An 18,489-nucleotide genomic window follows, 5' to 3' on the forward strand; every position below is an offset into this window, starting at 1 on the left:
CCCACCTCATCGCAACGGAGGCGCCATGCCTGCAACCCCAGACGCTCACTACCAGTATCGCCCGGTGACTGCGGCGGATATCCCGGCAGCCCATGCCCTTTCAGTGAGCCTCAAGTGGCCACACCGCGAACAGGACTGGGCAATGGTGCAACGTACTTCCGAGGGTTTTGTCGCCGAGCACGATGGCCAGCTGGTTGGCGTGGCGTTTACCTGCCATCAGGGTGACTGGTCCTCGATCGGGCTGGTGATCGTCCGCGATGATCATCAGGGCAAAGGCATCGGTCGCCACTTGATGAGGCTGTGTCTCGACGCAACAGCACCGCGCACGCCGATCCTCAACGCCACAGAACTGGGCGCGCCGCTTTACCAGAGCCTGGGTTTCGTTGACTTCGCACGCATCCAGCAGCATCAGGGCGTTGCCGACCTGTCAGGGCTGGCGCCAGCGAAAGACGACGTGCCGATACGTACGCTGGGCGCGACCGACCACGCAGAATTGATCCGCCTGGCCAACGCGGGCAGCGGCCTGGATCGCACTGCTGTGTTGACTGATCTGTTGCACGATGCAGAACAGGCGGTCGGCATTGAACACGCAGGCCAGTTGCAAGGCATCGCCCTGCTGCGTCGCTTCGGCCGCGGTCATATCATCGGCCCGGTGGTTGCCGGTGATGTAAATCAGGCACAGCGATTGATTGAACACCTGCTGCAACAGATACCCGGCCTGTTCGTGCGCTTCGACATTCTGGCCGACTGCGGGCTGGCGGCGTGGCTTGAAAGCCTGAGTCTGCCTTGTGTCGACAGGGCACCGCGCATGGTGCTCGGGACGCCGCCTGCCGCGAACCCGGATGTGCAGCAATTCGCGCTGGTGACTCAGGCGATCGGCTGAAAACAGCGCGGATAAACGGCCGAAACAGGTCCGCCATGTTAGCGGGTTGCATACAGCAGATTATTCTTTGCAACCCGGCAGATCGGCGCTTTTTATCCAGACTGCTTTGTTAGCTTATGGGTATCGAACGGCCCGACAGCAAACGGCCCGGCCTTGACCATTATCGCTCCAGGGAGCCCGCTGGATGACCTCACAGTCCTTGAACAGCCATCACGTTGATCCGGACACCGCGCTGAAACTGTATATCGATGGTCGTTGGTCCGCCCCGCTCGACCCGGTCAGTATCGCGGTGATCAACCCAGCGACCGAAGAAGTGGTGGCGCATGTCGCCAGTGGCTCGGCCGCCGATGTCGACCGTGCAGTTGCGGCAGCGCGGGCAGCCTTTGCCGGCTGGTCCGGCTCCTCGCCACACGCCCGCGCCCAGGTCATCGGCCGGATCCACGAGCTGATTCTCGAGCGCAAGGAACAACTGGCGCAGGCGATCTCGCTGGAGATGGGCGCATCCATCAGTTCGGCGCGGGCCATGCAGGTGCCGCTGGCCGCAGAACACGTGCGTGTCGCACGTGACCTGCTGGCGACTTACCGCTTCCACACCGTCGAAGGCAGCACGGCGATCGAACGCGAGCCCATCGGTGTGTGCGGGCTGATCACGCCGTGGAACTGGCCGCTGTATCAAATCACCGCCAAGGTCGCCCCGGCCATCGCGGCCGGCTGCACCGTGGTGCTCAAGCCCAGCGAACTGTCGCCCTTGAGCGCCCTGCTGTTCGCACAACTGGTGCATGACGCGGGTCTGCCGCCGGGGGTATTCAATCTGGTCAATGGCAGCGGCCCCGAGGTCGGTGGTGCGATGGCGGCCCACCCTGATATCGACATGATCTCGATCACCGGCTCCAACCGGGCAGGCGCATTGGTGGCGCAGGCCGCCGCGCCGACGGTTAAACGAGTGACTCAGGAACTGGGCGGCAAATCGCCGAATATCCTCCTGCCCGACGCCGACTTCGCCAAAGCCGTGCCGCCCGGCGTGATGGCCGCGTTCCGCAATGTGGGTCAGTCGTGCAGCGCACCGACGCGAATGATCGTGCCCAGGAACCGACTGGCAGAAGTCGAAGCGCTGGCTGCCGAAACGGCCGCAGCAATTGTTGTGGGTGATCCGCAACTGGAGGAAACGGTACTCGGTCCGATCGCCAACGAGGCGCAGTTTCAGCGTGTCCAGGCGATGATCGATGCCGGGCTGAGTGAAGGCGCGAAGCTGATCTGCGGCGGGCCGGGACGAGTACAGGGCCATGAGCGAGGCTTCTATACCCGGCCTACGGTGTTTTCCGAAGTGGACTCGTCGATGCGTATTGCCCGGGAAGAAATTTTCGGCCCGGTGCTGTGTCTGATTGCCTACGACACGGTCGAGGAGGCCATCGCAATTGCCAACGATACGGTCTATGGCCTGGGCGCGCATGTACAGGGGCAGGACCTCGAGCAGGCGCGCGCAGTGGCTTCGCGCATTCGTGCCGGGCAGGTGCACCTGAACTACCCAGCCTGGAATCCGATGGCCCCGTTTGGCGGCTACAAGCGCTCGGGCAACGGTCGCGAGTACGGTGTGCAGGGGTTCGAAGAGTATCTGGAGACCAAGGCTATTGTAGGGTTTGCCTGAGTGGCGTTTGTGCTACGCACTGATTCTTGCCGATTGTGACTATCGTTCCCACGCTCCGCGTGGTAATGCCTTTCGTGACGCTCCGCGTCACACAGCGGTTCTGCGATATCAGGTGGATTGAGGTTCGACTCAGGTCACCTTTTCGCCCCTCGGCGACTCACTTTGAGGGACCAAAGTGAGCAAAGTCCTTCGCTTCTGTTTCCGGCCCGACTTCGTCGGGTTCCTTCGCCCTGTCACTAACGTCGCACTCTGCGTCGTCAGTGCCATCGCGGTTGAAAAGCACTGCGGTAGCCGCGACTGCGTGTAAGGCATAACATTGTTTCGCATCGACGATTTGTGACGCGGAGCACCAAGAACTCCATGCCTGCACGGAGCATTGGCACGATAGTCACTGGAGCGTGCGAAACGAGAGTAAGGAATCACTTTCTCGCCGCTTTGGCCACGTCCAGCCTGCGCAGGTGGCAGGTGACTTCTTCGCGGTCGTGGTAGAGCTGTTTGCAGCCGATGGACACCCGCACCCCTCGCGCCTGAAAGCCCTCTTCGATACGGTCGAGCAGTCGGCGCACTTCAGCGTAGCGCTGTTTCATAGGCAACTTGAGGTTGACCACCGCTTCGCGGCACAGGCCTTCGCCCAGCCAGGTTTCCAGCAGCGCCGCGTTGCGCGCAGGCTTTTCGACGATGTCGCAGACCATCCAGTCCACAGGCTGTCGAGGCTTGTAGGTAAAGCCGTCCGCCATCAGATGCTGCACCAGCCCGGTGTCCATCAGGCTTTCCGCCATAGGCCCGTTATCGATGGCGGTCACCAGCATGCCGCGGCGCACCAGTTGATACGTCCAGCCGCCCGGCGCGGCACCCAGGTCCACGCCGGTCATGTCGCCGGAAAGGCGCTCGTCCCACTGGTCTCTGGGAATGAAGTGGTGCCAGGCCTCTTCAAGCTTCAGGGTCGAACGGCTTGGCGCTTCGCGGGGAAACTTGAGGCGCGGGATGCCCATCGGCCACATGGCGGAGTTGTCCGCATCGGCCAGACCGAGAAACACCTCGCGACCACTCTTGAAGGTCAGCAGCAGACGCGGCTTGCGCGGGTCATCCACCAGTTTGCCTGCCTGAGTCAGGGCCTTGCGCAGCGGCGCCTCGAACTTCTTGCAGAAATTCGACAGCTCCTTGCCGTCGTTGGTATCCACGACCTCCAGCCACAGACTGCCGCAAATCGGGAACGCCGCCAACTGCGCGAGAATCACGCTGATGCGATCGGTTTCCGGCAACTCGAGAAACAGCCCCCGCGCCCACTGACGGGGAAAGATCAGCTTGTCGAAGCGCTGACCGCTCATCAACCGTTCGGCGCCATCCGCCTCGGTGCAGATGAATTCGGCGCAGGCTGTGTCGGGACGGGCCTTGGCATACCCGGCCACGTCCAGGCGCGCGGCGTGATCGGCTATTTCCGAGCAGACTTCGCCCTCAAAACCGGGTCGGCAGTGCATAAACAGTGTATTCATGGGTTACTCCTGGGCAGTGGGCACTCGGGCGTAACCCCGCAGACTTGAAAGCCGCGCATGATAGCCCAATCCAGGAACCACTGGTGCGGCCGAACAGTCCACAGAACTTGAAGCCTGATGCGGCGCTCCCGACCTGATGCACATGGAGCCCGTGAACCGATGTTCGGAGAACATTCCTCAAAGGAGACATTCATGCCCTCCCTCGATAGCCTGAAAAGCCTGAAAACCCTCGAAATCGATAACAAGACCTACCACTACTTCAGCCTGCCGGAAGCCGCCCGATCGCTGGGCGATCTGGACAAGCTGCCCATGTCACTCAAGGTGCTGCTGGAAAACCTGCTGCGCTGGGAAGACAACAAGACGGTAACCGGCAACGACCTCAAGGCCCTCGCCGACTGGCTGACCGAGCGTCGTTCGGACCGGGAAATCCAATACCGCCCTGCGCGCGTCCTGATGCAGGACTTCACCGGTGTACCGGCGGTGGTCGATCTGGCCGCAATGCGCGCAGCCGTAGCCAAGGCCGGCGGCGATCCGCAGCGGATCAATCCCCTTTCCCCGGTGGACCTGGTGATTGACCACTCGGTGATGGTCGACAAGTTTGGCAACGCCGAAGCCTTCGGCGAGAACGTCGATATCGAGATGCAGCGCAACGGTGAGCGCTACGCGTTCCTGCGCTGGGGCCAGAGTGCTTTCGATAATTTTAGCGTGGTGCCGCCCGGCACCGGCATTTGCCATCAGGTGAACCTCGAATACCTGGGCCGCACGGTATGGACCAAGGAAGAGGACGGCCGCACCTACGCGTTCCCGGACACGCTAGTCGGTACCGACTCGCATACCACGATGATCAATGGCCTGGGCGTGCTGGGCTGGGGCGTGGGCGGTATCGAAGCCGAAGCGGCGATGCTCGGCCAGCCGGTGTCGATGCTGATCCCGGAAGTCATCGGTTTCCGGCTGACCGGCAAACTGAAGGAAGGCATCACCGCCACCGATCTGGTGCTCACCGTCACCCAGATGCTGCGCAAGAAAGGGGTGGTCGGCAAGTTTGTCGAGTTCTACGGCGACGGCCTGGCTGACTTGCCATTGGCCGACCGCGCGACCATTGCCAACATGGCGCCCGAGTATGGCGCGACCTGTGGTTTCTTCCCGGTCGATGATGTAACGCTGGACTACCTGCGTCTGTCAGGTCGCCCCGACGAAACCGTCAAGCTGGTCGAAGCGTATTGCAAGGCTCAGGGGCTGTGGCGCCTGGCAGGCCAGGAACCGGTGTTCACCGACAGCCTGGAACTGGACATGAGTACGGTCGAAGCCAGCCTTGCTGGCCCCAAGCGCCCTCAGGATCGTGTAGCACTGCCAAATGTGTCCAAGGCCTTCAGCGATTTTCTCGGTCTGCAGGTCAAGCCTGCCAAGGTCGATGAAGGTCGCCTGGAGAGTGAAGGCGGCGGCGGTGTCGCGGTTGGCAACGAGGCCCAGGTCAGTGGCGAAAGCCAATATGAATACAACGGCCAGACCTATCATCTGAAAGACGGCGCCGTGGTGATCGCGGCGATCACGTCCTGCACCAACACCTCCAACCCCAGCGTCATGATGGCAGCCGGGCTGGTCGCGAAAAAAGCCGTCGAGAAAGGCCTGAAGCGCAAGCCGTGGGTGAAAAGCTCGCTGGCTCCCGGTTCCAAGGTGGTGACCGATTATTACAACGCAGCAGGTCTGACCCAATACCTCGACGCCCTGGGCTTCGATCTGGTCGGTTACGGCTGCACCACCTGCATCGGTAACTCCGGTCCGCTGCTGGAGCCTATCGAGAAAGCCATTCAGCAGTCCGACCTGACCGTTGCGTCCGTGCTGTCGGGCAACCGTAACTTCGAGGGCCGCGTCCATCCGCTGGTCAAGACCAACTGGCTGGCATCGCCCCCCCTGGTAGTTGCCTATGCACTGGCAGGCTCGGTGCGCATCGACATCAGCAGCGAACCGCTGGGCGAAGGTGCTGACGGCAAGCCGGTTTACCTGCGTGATATCTGGCCGAGTCAGCAGGAAATCGCCGACGCCGTGGCCAGCGTCAACACCGGCATGTTCCACAAGGAATACGCCGAAGTGTTTGCCGGCGACGAACAATGGCAAGCCATCGAGGTGCCGCAAGCTGCCACCTACGTCTGGCAGGACGATTCCACCTACATTCAGCACCCGCCATTCTTCGACGGCATCGACGGTCCGCTGCCGGTTATCGAAGACGTGGAAAACGCGCGCATCCTGGCCCTGCTGGGCGACTCGGTGACTACCGACCACATCTCCCCTGCCGGTAATATCAAGGCCGACAGCCCTGCCGGGCGCTACCTTCAGGAGAAAGGCGTCAAGTATCAGGACTTCAACTCGTACGGCTCGCGCCGTGGCAACCATGAAGTGATGATGCGCGGGACCTTTGCCAATATCCGCATCCGTAACGAAATGCTCGGCGGCGAAGAAGGTGGCAACACGGTGCATGTGCCCTCCGGCGAGAAGCTGGCGATCTATGACGCGGCCATGCGTTATCAGACAGAAGGGACGCCACTGGTGATCATTGCCGGTCTGGAATACGGCACGGGTTCCAGCCGTGACTGGGCTGCCAAAGGTACCAACCTGCTGGGCGTCAAGGCGGTCATCGCCGAAAGCTTCGAGCGCATTCACCGCTCGAACCTGGTGGGCATGGGTGTGCTGCCCTTGCAGTTCAAGAACGGCCAGACGCGCAAGACCCTCGGCCTGACCGGCAAGGAGACGCTGAAGATCACCGGGCTGACCAACGCAGACGTGCAGCCGGGCATGAGCCTGACCCTGCATATCGAACGCGAAGACGGCAGCAGGGAAACCGTCGACGTGCTGTGCCGCATCGATACGCTTAACGAAGTGGAGTACTTCAAGTCGGGCGGCATTCTGCATTACGTGCTGCGCCAGCTGATCGCGTCCTGATACCCGCTGAATGGGGCCTGCACCCTGCTTCAGGGTCAGGCCCCAGCATGAAAATTTCTATAATCTCGCCCCTGCCCTGCTGAACGCCGGATAGAATTCCCCGCTCTCAAGGCAGGACTTACTCATGACCACAAGGCACTGGCTGACTTTCTGCCTGCTGAGCAGCGGCTACGCGCTGGCGTTGTTTCACGGCAACCTTGAACCTTCGGCGGCGCTAAGCTTTGGCGCATTGTTCATTGCCTGGTTGTGCGTGGCGCGATCCTCTTATTTCTCCATCCGCCTGTGTGGCCACGGATTATTTATCGTGACCGGTCTGGCGCTGGCCTTTCACCTGGCGCCCGGCTTCAATAACGCCAACGTCATCGAAGCAACGCGATTCAGTGCCGATGCCGCGATGTTTTCCATGGACCTGAATCTGGACAAGCCGCTGATCGGCTTCTGGCTGATAGTGGCCTGCCCATGGATTCTGCCGAAAGTCGACGTTGCCCATTCACTGCAAACCGGGGTTCTGGCGCTGATTGTGACGTCGGCGTTCTGCATGACTGCCGCGGTCATGCTAAACGTCGTCGGCTGGACACCTAAATGGCCTGCCCAGGGCCTGATATGGCTGCTCAACAACCTGTTGCTGGTGACCCTGACCGAAGAGCTGTTTTTCCGCGCTTACCTGCAAGGCGGCCTGCTGCGCCTGTTCAAGGGCTCAAGGTATGCGACGGCATTATCGATCGCCCTCGCTGCCGGCCTGTTCGGACTTGCGCACGCAGGTGCCGGCCCGCAGTGGGTGGCATTGGCGGGCATGGCTGGCGTGGGGTACGGCCTCGCATTTCGTTTCGGCGGGCTGCAGGCCGCCGTCATCAGCCACCTGGGCCTGAACCTCGTGCATTTCGGGCTGTTCACCTACCCCATGCTGGCCCGACAGGGCTGACTCTCCAGTCACTTGTCGCACGCCGCTCAATTTATCGACGTGCCCGCCGATAACCACGCCATAGTCTTCCGGATCGAAGGATCGAAATCCCATGCGCAACAACCAACCCATCACTCAACATGAGCGGACATTTCCTGCCGAACAACGACTGATTTCCACCACCGACACCCGAGGCACCATCACCTATTGCAATGATGCCTTCGTCGACATCAGTGGTTACAGCGAGGCTGAATTGCTGGGTGCGGCGCACAACACCGTGCGTCATCCGGATGTACCGCCTGCGGTATTCGAGCACATGTGGACCACGCTCAAGTCCGGGCAGCCGTGGATGGGCATCGTCAAGAACCGCTGCAAGAACGGCGATCATTATTGGGTCAATGCCTACGTGACGCCGGTGCTGGAAAACCGCCAGGTGGTGGGTTTCGAGTCGGTACGCATCAAGCCGACCGCCGAACAGGTCCGCCGTGCCGAGGCGCTTTATACCCGGCTCAACAAGGGCAAGAGCGCGGTACCAGGCCGCGACAAGTGGCTGCCGGTACTTCAGGACTGGTTGCCGTTCATTCTGGTCAGCCAGCTGAGCTTTCTGATCGGGGTGTGGCTCAATTCACATTGGGGGTTTGCCCTGGCTGCGGCATTGTCGGTACCGCTGGGCCTGCTGGGGCTTTCCTGGCAGCAGCGTGGCACCAAACGCTTGTTGCGCCTGGCCGAACAAACCACTTCCGACCCGTTGATCGCGCAGATGTACACCGACAGCCGTGGGCCGCAAGCGCGCCTGGAAATGTCGATCCTCAGCCAGGAAGCGCGCATGAAAACCTGCCTGACGCGTTTGCAGGACACGGCCGAACACCTGAACAGTCAGGCCCGCCAGTCCAACTCGCTGGCCAATGCCAGTTCGATCGGGCTGGAACGTCAGCGTGTGGAGACCGAGCAGGTTGCCGCCGCCATCAACCAGATGGCCGCCACCACTCAGGAAGTCGCCAGCCACGTTAACCGTGCCGCTGATGCCACCCAGCAGGCCAACGAACTGACGCGTCGCGGGCGCGATATCGCCGGTGAAACCCGCGAAGCCATTCAGCGCCTGTCCACCTCGGTGGGCGAAACCGGCCTGACCGTGACCCGCCTGGCCAAGGACAGCGATGAAATCGGTGGCGTGGTCGATGTGATCAAAGGCATTGCCGACCAGACCAACCTGCTGGCCCTCAACGCCGCGATCGAAGCGGCGCGCGCCGGTGAGATGGGTCGCGGCTTTGCCGTCGTGGCAGATGAAGTACGCCAGCTGGCACAACGCACCGCCGAGTCCACCGGGCAGATTCATGGCCTGATCGCCAAACTGCAGCAGACCGCAACCGACGCGGTACACACCATGGACACCGGTCGCCGTCAGGCCGAAGAAGGCGTTGCCCGGGTACTGGAGGCAGATCAGGCGCTGGTGGGCATCAGCGAGGCTGTCGCCAATATCACCGACATGACCACGCAAATCGCCACCGCCACGGAAGAGCAAAGCGCCGTGGCCGAGGAAATCAATCGCAACATCGCCACCATCGCCAGCCTGGCAGACCAGACCTCTGACGAAGCGCGTCGCTCTGCCGTATTGAGTGGCGAACTGACCGACACGGCCAACTCACAGTATTCGCTGGTAGAGCGGTTTAATCGCTAAGGCCTGAAGCTGTTTACCAAACCTCGACGAACTTCGGTTGGTCGGGGCTTTTTTATGAGTGTTAACAGTGTGCCCTGTTAGCGCTCTCTTCAAATCTGACAGAACTTAAGAAGCCATCTGAAGACCGTGTAGGATATTTCCTTAACATCTTCAATGACAGCAACGCAATAGTTTTGACCATTGACAGCGAACGCATACTCCGATTAGTTGAAATTCAGGTGATGCGGTAGTTATCTATTACCTCTTACGCCGACATGCAGATCGTTTTCAGTAAAGTATTCTTGCTCGGTCTGGACACCACGGCACTGTCACTACAGTTTTAAGCACAGCCGCCTACATTTCTGCCCACAACCTTGACGGTTTCGCACGCTAACACGTGCGAGACCCTAATGATAAAGTTGAGTGAATATTCCTACGCAGGAGTGGGAATTCAGCCAAAACGTACTTTTTTACCTTTTGTAAGACTTATCTGTAGTTAATGTCCTACAGGTATTTCACGCATAAAAACCCCTGGAAAAACACCCACATCAAGCCACACCCTTTATTTACAGCATCTCCGGCACTAACGAGCGATAATTCACTACGAACATGATACCAAATGTAACTGCACAACCTCACACAACCCTGGCTTGGCTTTGACATCCGCAGACGCTTGACCTGAACACTTATGTGCCTTGTAATATTTCCGTTGCCGACAACTGCCGGCACGCACATAACAACTCAACTTAATGTCAATAAAAGAGTTTACGATGGATAAAGAACAATCCACGGATGTAGCGGCGCGCACCCAAAAAGAACAAAACAATCCCGACAGCGCGAGCACTGTTCAAGAAGCCCCACCCCACCAGAGCCTCTACCGACACGCGAGCCCCCTCCATCTTCCATCCGATATTTCCGACACGCTGAAAGCACCTGTGCTGCCTGACATCGATCCTGATTCCATCAGTCACGAACAGGCACATGCGGGCATTACCATTCATATCCCAGGGTCAGTCAAAATGTGCTGGGGTGACGAAATCCGTTTTTATTGGGGAAAAAACCTGTCATCGACCACGCTTTTCCATCGGGTGGGCGAAAACAGCGTGATACGTGTGCTGTGTATTTCCTACACTTTCACGCCCTATGTTCAGTACGGTCTGGTTGACCTGTATTACGAGCTTTATCGTGATCATCGACGGATCGGCACATCGCCAGTGCTGCGGGTAAACGTCAACTACGCGGTGCCTGTCACCTCTCGACAGAGACAACGCAAACGCAGGTTTACCGATCAATAACTGAAAAGCCCCCGGTGATCACTCACTGGGGGCTCTGGTGTTGCTCAGTCACTGGCCTCAAGAATCAGAATGCCAGGCGCAGCCCCACATTCGCTCCCCAGGGTTGCTCGATATGCTGACCTTTCATGTAATCGAAGTCCGCGTGCAGTTTCAGACGCTCGGACAGCGACACCGATACCCCGGCTCCCAGTTCGCCGCGCGAACCGAACAGGCTGTTATCGAATTTCACATCGTTGGCTTTCACCTCGTTGCGGCGCGAAAACTCCTGTGCAATGGCGACACGTACATAAGGCTGCAATACTCCGCCATCCTTGAGCGCAACACTGCGGCCCAGCGAGGTGCCCACCTTGCCCAATACCGATTGGGTCTGGTCGTTCTTCGCTTTCATGCCGTTGTCCAGGCGCAGCTCCTGCCCCTGAACGACGACACTGGACAACTGAGCGAACGGTTCGAGAAAGTAATCGTCCGCCAGTTTGATGTGGCGGCCGAACTCGACCCAGCCCCCTATCCCGTTGTTGGTGTAGTCACCCTTGGCCTTGCTTGCATCGCTCATGGCAACATCTGCCTTGTTGCGAAAGCGGTTGAGTTTGAGCACGCCGTCAACGTAGTAGCCATCGTCCGACAGCCAGGTGGCATAGGCGCCTGCATAGTAGCTGTCGACTTTACCCGTGGTGCCACGGCTCAAATCGATATCGGAGGTGCTGTACCCTCCCAGCACACCCACCACCAGCTGACCATTGCTGACCTCGACGGGCGCATCGGCACCCAGCGACAGGCCACTTTGTTTCTGCCGGTAGTCGACACCGTCACTGGTCGTGGCATTCAGCCTGTTGCCATAGGCACGCATCCAGCCGCCCGCCCTGCCGCTTGCACGAACCTCACCCATGCGCGAACGCAAGGTAGAGAGCTCACTCATCCAGATCGCAGGTGCCGCGCTGTAAAGGGCAAGCGCGCTCTGGGTCGAAGGGCTTATGACCTTGTCTTTACCGACGATGAACCAGTCATTGCCCTGCTGCTCCAGCAAATACGAATAGGCCCCCAGGTCAACCCGCCCGCCCAGCAGGCTGAATTGCGCGTCGCCACCTTCGGTATGCACCACCTTGAGCGGTGCCATGTCGGCAGACACAACCTCCACCCCCGTATTGCGCACGCGCAAGCCGAACTGCCCACTGGCCTGGCCGTTGACGTCGATGAGGTCTCCGACGCCGTTGTCCAGATCCACGCGCAAGCCGAACGTGCCAGCGCCTGACAACTCATTCAGCGAAAGGGTATGAAACCCTTCGCCAGCAAACGAAACCCTGCCACCCTGCAGGGAAAGCGACCTGACGGCATTGTCGCCCTGCATCTGCCAGTGACTGCCCGAGGTAATCGCCAGACGGTTGCCATTGACGATGTCGCCGTTCAATTGCGCGCCGTTTTGCAGCGTGATGTTCAGGGTGCTGGTGTCATCGGCGACAAGGTTGCCATTGAGGGTGCTGTTGTCGACGTTGAAGTTGGCGGTGCTCTGGTTCAGAACCTCAAGAAGCATGCCATTGCCGGACAGCAGGAGGGTGTTGTTCTTGATCTCAATATCCGCAAGGTGGCTTATACCCTCACGCCCTTCCACCCTTATGGCGGCTCCTGTCAGCCCTTCGACGGTAGAGTTGTCGATGCTCAGTTGACCGTAATTGAACTGCGTTCCATCACCCACTGTGAGGCGTGGATGAGTGAACCATACCCCGTGAGACAAGCCTTTTATGTAGCTTCGGGAAGTGATGTCAGCGCGAGCGCCAAAAATGCCAACGCCCCAGCCAGTGTGTCTACCAACTTCACCCTGCAGCGAGCCGACCTGTGTATTGCTGATCAGGGCGAAGGCGTCCTCGGCAACGGTGATGCCGCCCCCTTTTCCCTCAACGACACTGTGTTCAAGTGTCATGTTCGAGTTGCCCTGCACCACGAGCGCTATCGTGCTATCGCTGAGGATGGTGGAGTCTTTAACTGAAACTCGAGCGTCGCCGTCAGACAACATTCCATCCTTGACCAGGGTATTGCCCGTTAATTCGGTCCTTCCGCCATAAGAAGAGATACGTTTGATCGCAGCCCCATCGGAATGAAGGTATCCAGTACCGTATACAGAGTAATTATGAAATGCGCTGGCCGCATCCACATACTCTGTCCGGTCGCTGACAATCTCCCTAAGCGGAGAGTCAGCCATCACGTGAGTCGATGCGAGGCACGCAATAGCGCCCAGCCCTGCCCTGTAAAGCCCACACTTCCCAATAAAACACTCAGCCACAATAAGAAACCCTCAACATTCATAGGAGTTTTATTGTGGCTGCAACGCTAGCGGATACAATTAATTTCCACTAACAAACAAGTAATCCAATTCCGAAATTTTAGTAGTACCTTTCCCACAAAACATTAAGCTCACCGGATTGGACAGCTAGCCTACCCCAATAAAAATATTTACCTAAAGAGCATTGACAGCTGCTCAAAAAGTCTATTACTTAAAAATCCAGGTGAAGCCAAGAACTTCTCTCTGACGGCCAAGCGCCCTTGGAATTATCGTTATCGACTGACGGCGTCAGGACACTCCTGCTCGTCAATAAAAATCAAATAGAGGAATTTCGACATGCGTCAAAAAAACAATTTTTACACACGCAGCCCCAATCAAGAACTGACGCTCATACCACCGTTTGTTCCTGTCGCCGATGAAGCGGACGGACTTATAAAAACTGCCGACCTTGTCAATGACATCATCGTCGAATTTCCGGTCTGGGAAGGTGCCAGGCTTCAAGACTCTTACCAGTTGCAATTGAATGGCGATAAAGTTGGTTTAGCAGGTCAACTGGTACCTCTTCCACCGGTCGGAACGTTACTACGCTTGACCATCCCCGTCGACACCGAACTGAAAGACGATGGCGCGTACAAACTTGACTACTTGACGATCGGTTATCCCAGTGGTACCGAGCAATCGTCCCAAATCAAAACGATTATTGTCGACCGCACCGCTCCGGGCGCCCATCAACTGGGTTATATGGATTTTCCAGCCGGGGCCAAAGATGGTCTGACACTTGAAGAGCTTCAGTCCATGGGCGGTGTATTGACCGGTAGCATTTTCGGGTATTCGGGACTGAATCGCGGCGACGTTATCAAAACCTATTGGGGAAACGTGCCCGGTCCAGAGCTTGAACTGAACGGCCTGGAAGATGAAAGTCAAGCGATCGAAATCCTGTTTACCCAAGAGTTTCTTACTGCTCTCGGCAGCCCTGCAGGCGCAACCTATTACACGGTGACAGACCGGGCCGGAAACACGTCTGCCGAGTCTCAGAAGATTACCATCCCTCTGTTTCTGACCGACGTGACACCAGGACTGCCTGCTCCGGTTATCGATAATAACGACGGCGTGATTGATTACGCAGAGGCCATGGCCAGCGTCGAAGTGAAAATTCCTTTCTCGTCTTTTTTGATGGAAGGCGATCAGATTCTCCTGCACTGGGGTTCTGAAGAGTTAGGGCCTGCTTCTATTGCCGTGGAAGACCTGGACGAGCCTTTCATTCTGTTTTTTGATGTTCCGTACCTGATCATTGAACAGGCTCAGAATGGTCTGCGCGATATCAAGTATGACGTCATTAGAAATGGACAGGTTACCGGTACTTCAGACCCTCTTGAGGTGCTTGTCAACATCGAGCTGCCCGTGCCCGGCGTTCTCGACAAACCGACGATCAAAGGTAGCAGCAGCACGCCCAGCAACGAAGACAACTTTATTGATGAGAACGACTTTGAACTTGACGCCACCGTCTTGATTAACTGGAACCCTCTCTTTAAGGCCAATCAGATCTTGACGGTCTTTTGGGGCGGCCAAGAAGTATTGGAACAACCCTACACGCTCACCAACAGCGACGTCGTCGCCGGCCGTACGCTGTTGCTCACTGCACTGAACAGTAAGTTCACCGCCGTGGGCACAGGTAACGACATCAGAGTTTATTACACCGTCAAAACCGAGGGTAATCCCAATCTCTCCACGTCATCAGAGCAGGGCTTGATCGTGCGTTCAAAAAATGAATTACCGGGTGGCCCGGACGGACCAGAAGCGCCGCAATTTATGTCGCTGTCTGCCAACGGCACGCTCACTTTTGAAAACAGTGCGCAAGGCGCCCCCATTTTTATCCAACCCTATTTAAATATGGCCCCAGGACACGTCATTGTCTTCACCTATGAAGCCTACAACGAACTGGTGGGCGATGATAAAAAATTCGAATGGTCAGTCACGTCACCGGCCCTCACTCAGGAAGAAGTCCAGAACGGCGTTAATATTCTGGTGCCCCGCACTGTATTGAACCAGCACTGTTACGGGCATGCCGAGATCAGCTTCCAGGTAAGAAGCAGTATGGGCCAAGGTAACTCGAAACGCGCCAGCGCCTACGTCGATATGCGTGTCGGTGGACTCTGCAGAATTTGACCTCGCCTGAACTTCGCCATTTATCTTTAAACAAGAAAAAGAGAACATCCATGAACTCACTACAGACTCCACCTGCACTGCCTGTTCCACTGCCCTTGAGCTATAACCCTCAAGGCATTGGCGATGTTGACGTAGCAGACCCCGCCAAGCCGATAGAAATACTGATCGGCCCTATCAACCTCAAGCCAAAAGATCGGATCGACCTGTTCTGGGGCACACACAATGAGGTTATTGATACCTACACACACTCTTCAGACTCACCGAACACCAATGGCTTTTTTTCATTGTATGTGGATACCCGCTGGGTCCAGTCAGGCCTTACTGATGTCAACTATCTCTATACACCGTTCCCCTCCAATATCCAGGAACATTCGCCTGTTAACAAAATAGTCGTCAAACTGGAAATCCCCGGTGGTCGGGATCCCGACCCAGCCACACCCTACGAAAATGAAAAGCTCGACATCCCGACCGTCAACCCGTCTGGCGTGATCACCTCACCTGAGGGGGTAAGCGTTACCCTCGACGCTTACGAAAATATGGCTGCAGGGGATTCGATTTTCATCTATTGGCACGGCATCAGAGTCGAACACCCTCCTCTGACAGCAGACCAGCTTGGTAAACCGGTCACTGTGAGTATCGACAAGCAGATTATTATCGAAGCAGGGGACTCGGAAAATATTGTTGTCCGGTACGATGTCAGGGATATCGTCAATAACTGGTCACGCTTCTCTTTCCCAGCCTATGTTGCAGTCGAGGCTGGCAACTCCAGCCTGCAGGCCCCTATCGCCCCACAGGCGCCCAACATGGAGCTTGATCTCGATAAGCTGGCCGGCGCAGATGTTCAAGCGCTCGTGCTGTCACATGCCAGTATCGCCACTGGTGACATCATAAACTTCGTGATGGAGCGTAACACTGCAGAAGGCATTCAGCTGGAGTCCTTCACCGCATCAAAAGTGGTTCAGATACCTGGCAGCTTCGTGGAGTTTCTCATCCCCAATGAACAGTTCCATCCCATCGCACAGGGCCGGGCACGTTTGAAATACACAGTGATCAAAGGCACTGGCGAGGCATTGCGTTCAAAGAGTCTGACTCTCGCAGTACTCGGTCAACCGCAGCAACTGTCATTGCCACATGTCCAAGGCGTCACCAATGGAATTCTGAACCCTGATAGTCACAATGTGATCACTCAGGTGCCGCCTTATTACTTTATGGCGGACGGCCACGACATCAATCTGGTATGGATTGGCAAGGCTGCCAACGGTGAGACGGTCATGCATCAGGAGGTTAAAAACCTGAATGCTGATGATATCGGCAAGGGCATCGAGTATTTGATCCCGGATGAAAAGGTGAGTGCATTGGCAGGCGGTTCACTTGAGGTTTACTACACCGTAACCACCTACGCGAGAGCGTTCTTCAAATCGCCCATACTACGGTTGCTCGTGGACGTGGATAACAGCAGTCCGCTGGAAGCTCCTGCCGTAGACAAGCTGAGTGCGGACGGCATTCTCGACCCGGCCGATATACCACTCGAAGCCATTGTTCGCGTGTTGCCTTATCGCGCAATGGCTGAGGGAGACAAAGTCACCATTCACTGGGAAGGCGGTGATGCAGGGGGCACCTACAGCACATACACCGTTATCAATACAGGAACCGTCAACAGGGAAACCGTATTCCGCATTCCCAAACGGTACATCGATGCCAATCTAAACGGGCTGGTACAGGTCTGGTATACGGCGCAACATGGAGACAGAATTGCTGAATCGCAGAGATTGGCAATTACTATCCGTGAGAGCGTGGCACTGCCCCTCCCCACCCCCACCCTAAAAGAAGCCACCGGCACCACGCTCGACCCGGCCAACGCTTCATCCGGCGCAACCGTGGTGATCGACGCCACCGCCAATCTGCAAGCCGGCGACCAGGTGATCGCACAGTGGCAAGGGCCCAACGGCAATGACACCCGGGAAAAGACCCTGACCGGCGCAGACGCGGGCAAGACGCTGGAGGTAGTGTTTGCTGCGGCGCTGGTGACGGCAAACGCCGGGCAGACGGTGGCGATTTCCTATGTCGTCAATCGCGTCAACGGTCTGGTGCAGGTATCCGGCACGCTGGCCCTGCAGATTCTGGCGGCGCAGCCCGCGCTGGTGCTGGACACTTCGCCGGTCACGCTGGCTGGCAAGGTGTATCTGCTTCCGGGCTCGCCGGACCTGCTGCCGAACTTCCCGGCCGACACCACCGTTCAGCGTCAGGCCAGTGGCGGACAGGCCCCCTATCAGTACACCTCGAGCGACCCGCTGGTCGCGAAAGTGGACAGCAACGGCCTGACCTCGGTTCGAGGCAAAGGCACGGCCATCATTACTGCGACCGATGCGCTGGGCGCGAGCAAGCAGTACACGGTCACCGTCACCGGCGTCATCCATTGCATCGGCCTGGGCAGCGGCAGCTTTTCTCAGATCAGCAAAAACGCGGGCAACAACGGCGCGAGGATTCCAACCATTCACGAGCTGGTGGATATCCACGCCCTGTATGGCAATCGCTGGCCGATGGGCAACGGCAACTATTGGTCGTCGACTGTCTCAAGCGCCGGCATCGGCGGATGGAACTGGTATTACGTGAAAAACATGGTCACTGGCGGCAACTTCAAACTGAAGAGCCACAACTCCAGCCTTGGCGTAGGCATCAGATGATCGATTGCTGAAACCCGTTGATCATCCGGCAGGGCGTTGCGCTAAAGGTGTAACGCCCTGTCGCCGTTTTCAGGAGCTTCTCAGGTTCAGTCCATGCATCGTCCGCCTCCCTCACCCCTGCGTTGCGTTCACACTGCTGTCCATGAAGGCCGTTTTGCCGCCAGCATCAACACGCAACCCTTCAAGACCTCCTCTCTGACAGGCAGACTGACCCTGCGATCGGAACTGGAACGGGCCCCTGCTCAATGGATATGGCAGGTTATCGCCGACGGCAAGGTGGGCAACAGGCGAGCCACCCTCGGCTTGTTCCTGGATCGCGATCTTGAGCCCGGCGACCACGACCTGATCGATCATGAGCAGATCAAGGTGATCTACAACGAAACGCTGCACCGGAAGAACACCGTCTACCACTCGGCGCATTTCCAGGGCGGCCGGCTGGTTCTGCTTGAAGGCAGTCCCTGCACACTGCGGATAAGAGGCTTATTCAGTTTCAATATGTCATCAATCAACCTGGATGTGACCGACGGCGCTTTCGACCTGTATTGCCGGTGAC

Annotated in this window: 11 protein-coding genes; 9 read left to right on the forward strand and 2 right to left on the reverse strand. The window is 57.7% G+C overall.

All coding sequences use genetic code 11. The features are described 5' to 3' along the window. Positions 1 to 25 precede the first annotated feature (25 nt). Together KUIN1_RS17470 and KUIN1_RS17475 are read left to right on the forward strand one after the other, a co-directional pair. The gene (locus tag KUIN1_RS17470; protein WP_011268411.1) at positions 26 to 883 is read left to right on the forward strand and encodes a GNAT family N-acetyltransferase; all 858 of its coding nucleotides are present in this window, start codon (positions 26 to 28) and stop codon (positions 881 to 883) included. A gap of 184 nt (positions 884 to 1,067) precedes the next feature. Next, the gene (locus KUIN1_RS17475) at positions 1,068 to 2,528 is read left to right on the forward strand and encodes an aldehyde dehydrogenase family protein (protein ID WP_024659642.1); all 1,461 of its coding nucleotides are present in this window, start codon (positions 1,068 to 1,070) and stop codon (positions 2,526 to 2,528) included. A gap of 419 nt (positions 2,529 to 2,947) precedes the next feature. Here the strand turns inward: KUIN1_RS17475 and rlmM are convergent, their stop codons facing one another. After that, positions 2,948 to 4,021 carry a 23S rRNA (cytidine(2498)-2'-O)-methyltransferase RlmM gene (gene rlmM / locus KUIN1_RS17485; protein WP_054092377.1) on the reverse strand — a complete coding sequence of 358 codons (1,074 nt, stop codon included), beginning with the start codon at positions 4,019 to 4,021 and terminating at the stop codon, positions 2,948 to 2,950. 192 nt (positions 4,022 to 4,213) lie between these two features. Here rlmM and acnA point away from each other — a divergent pair, with 192 nt between their 5' ends. From acnA to KUIN1_RS17505, 4 genes are all read left to right on the forward strand, one after another. Then, complete coding sequence (gene acnA, locus KUIN1_RS17490; RefSeq protein WP_024640081.1) at positions 4,214 to 6,958, forward strand: aconitate hydratase AcnA; 2,745 nt, start codon at positions 4,214 to 4,216, stop codon at positions 6,956 to 6,958. Between the two features lie 124 nt (positions 6,959 to 7,082). After that, positions 7,083 to 7,880, forward strand: a complete 798-nt coding sequence (locus KUIN1_RS17495) for a CPBP family intramembrane glutamic endopeptidase (RefSeq protein ID WP_103714160.1) — start codon at positions 7,083 to 7,085, stop codon at positions 7,878 to 7,880. A gap of 91 nt (positions 7,881 to 7,971) precedes the next feature. Continuing rightward, on the forward strand, positions 7,972 to 9,537 hold the full coding sequence (locus KUIN1_RS17500; RefSeq protein WP_011268416.1) for a methyl-accepting chemotaxis protein: 1,566 nt from the start codon (positions 7,972 to 7,974) through the stop codon (positions 9,535 to 9,537). Positions 9,538 to 10,286: 749 nt separating this feature from the next. Beyond that, on the forward strand, positions 10,287 to 10,811 hold the full coding sequence (locus tag KUIN1_RS17505) for a hypothetical protein (protein WP_024640083.1): 525 nt from the start codon (positions 10,287 to 10,289) through the stop codon (positions 10,809 to 10,811). Between the two features lie 64 nt (positions 10,812 to 10,875). Here the strand turns inward: KUIN1_RS17505 and KUIN1_RS17510 are convergent, their stop codons facing one another. Beyond that, positions 10,876 to 12,819, reverse strand: coding sequence for an autotransporter outer membrane beta-barrel domain-containing protein (locus KUIN1_RS17510; RefSeq protein ID WP_024652079.1), 1,944 nt, complete (start codon positions 12,817 to 12,819; stop codon positions 10,876 to 10,878). Positions 12,820 to 13,422: 603 nt separating this feature from the next. On the opposite strand from KUIN1_RS17510, the gene KUIN1_RS17515 reads away from it, so the two are divergent. The 3 genes from KUIN1_RS17515 (at position 13,423) to KUIN1_RS17525 (ending at position 18,488) form a co-directional block, all read left to right on the forward strand. Next, positions 13,423 to 15,252, forward strand: a complete 1,830-nt coding sequence (locus KUIN1_RS17515) for a hypothetical protein (RefSeq protein WP_011268419.1) — start codon at positions 13,423 to 13,425, stop codon at positions 15,250 to 15,252. A gap of 50 nt (positions 15,253 to 15,302) precedes the next feature. After that, positions 15,303 to 17,936 (forward strand): hypothetical protein, encoded by a 2,634-nt coding sequence (locus tag KUIN1_RS17520; protein ID WP_152092140.1) that lies wholly within the window; start codon positions 15,303 to 15,305, stop codon positions 17,934 to 17,936. A gap of 93 nt (positions 17,937 to 18,029) precedes the next feature. Further along, complete coding sequence (locus KUIN1_RS17525) at positions 18,030 to 18,488, forward strand: hypothetical protein (protein WP_004408129.1); 459 nt, start codon at positions 18,030 to 18,032, stop codon at positions 18,486 to 18,488. Position 18,489 lies beyond the last annotated feature (1 nt).

It is taken from the genome of Pseudomonas sp. KUIN-1 (assembly GCF_009176725.1).
Lineage (GTDB): Bacteria > Pseudomonadota > Gammaproteobacteria > Pseudomonadales > Pseudomonadaceae > Aquipseudomonas > Aquipseudomonas fragariae.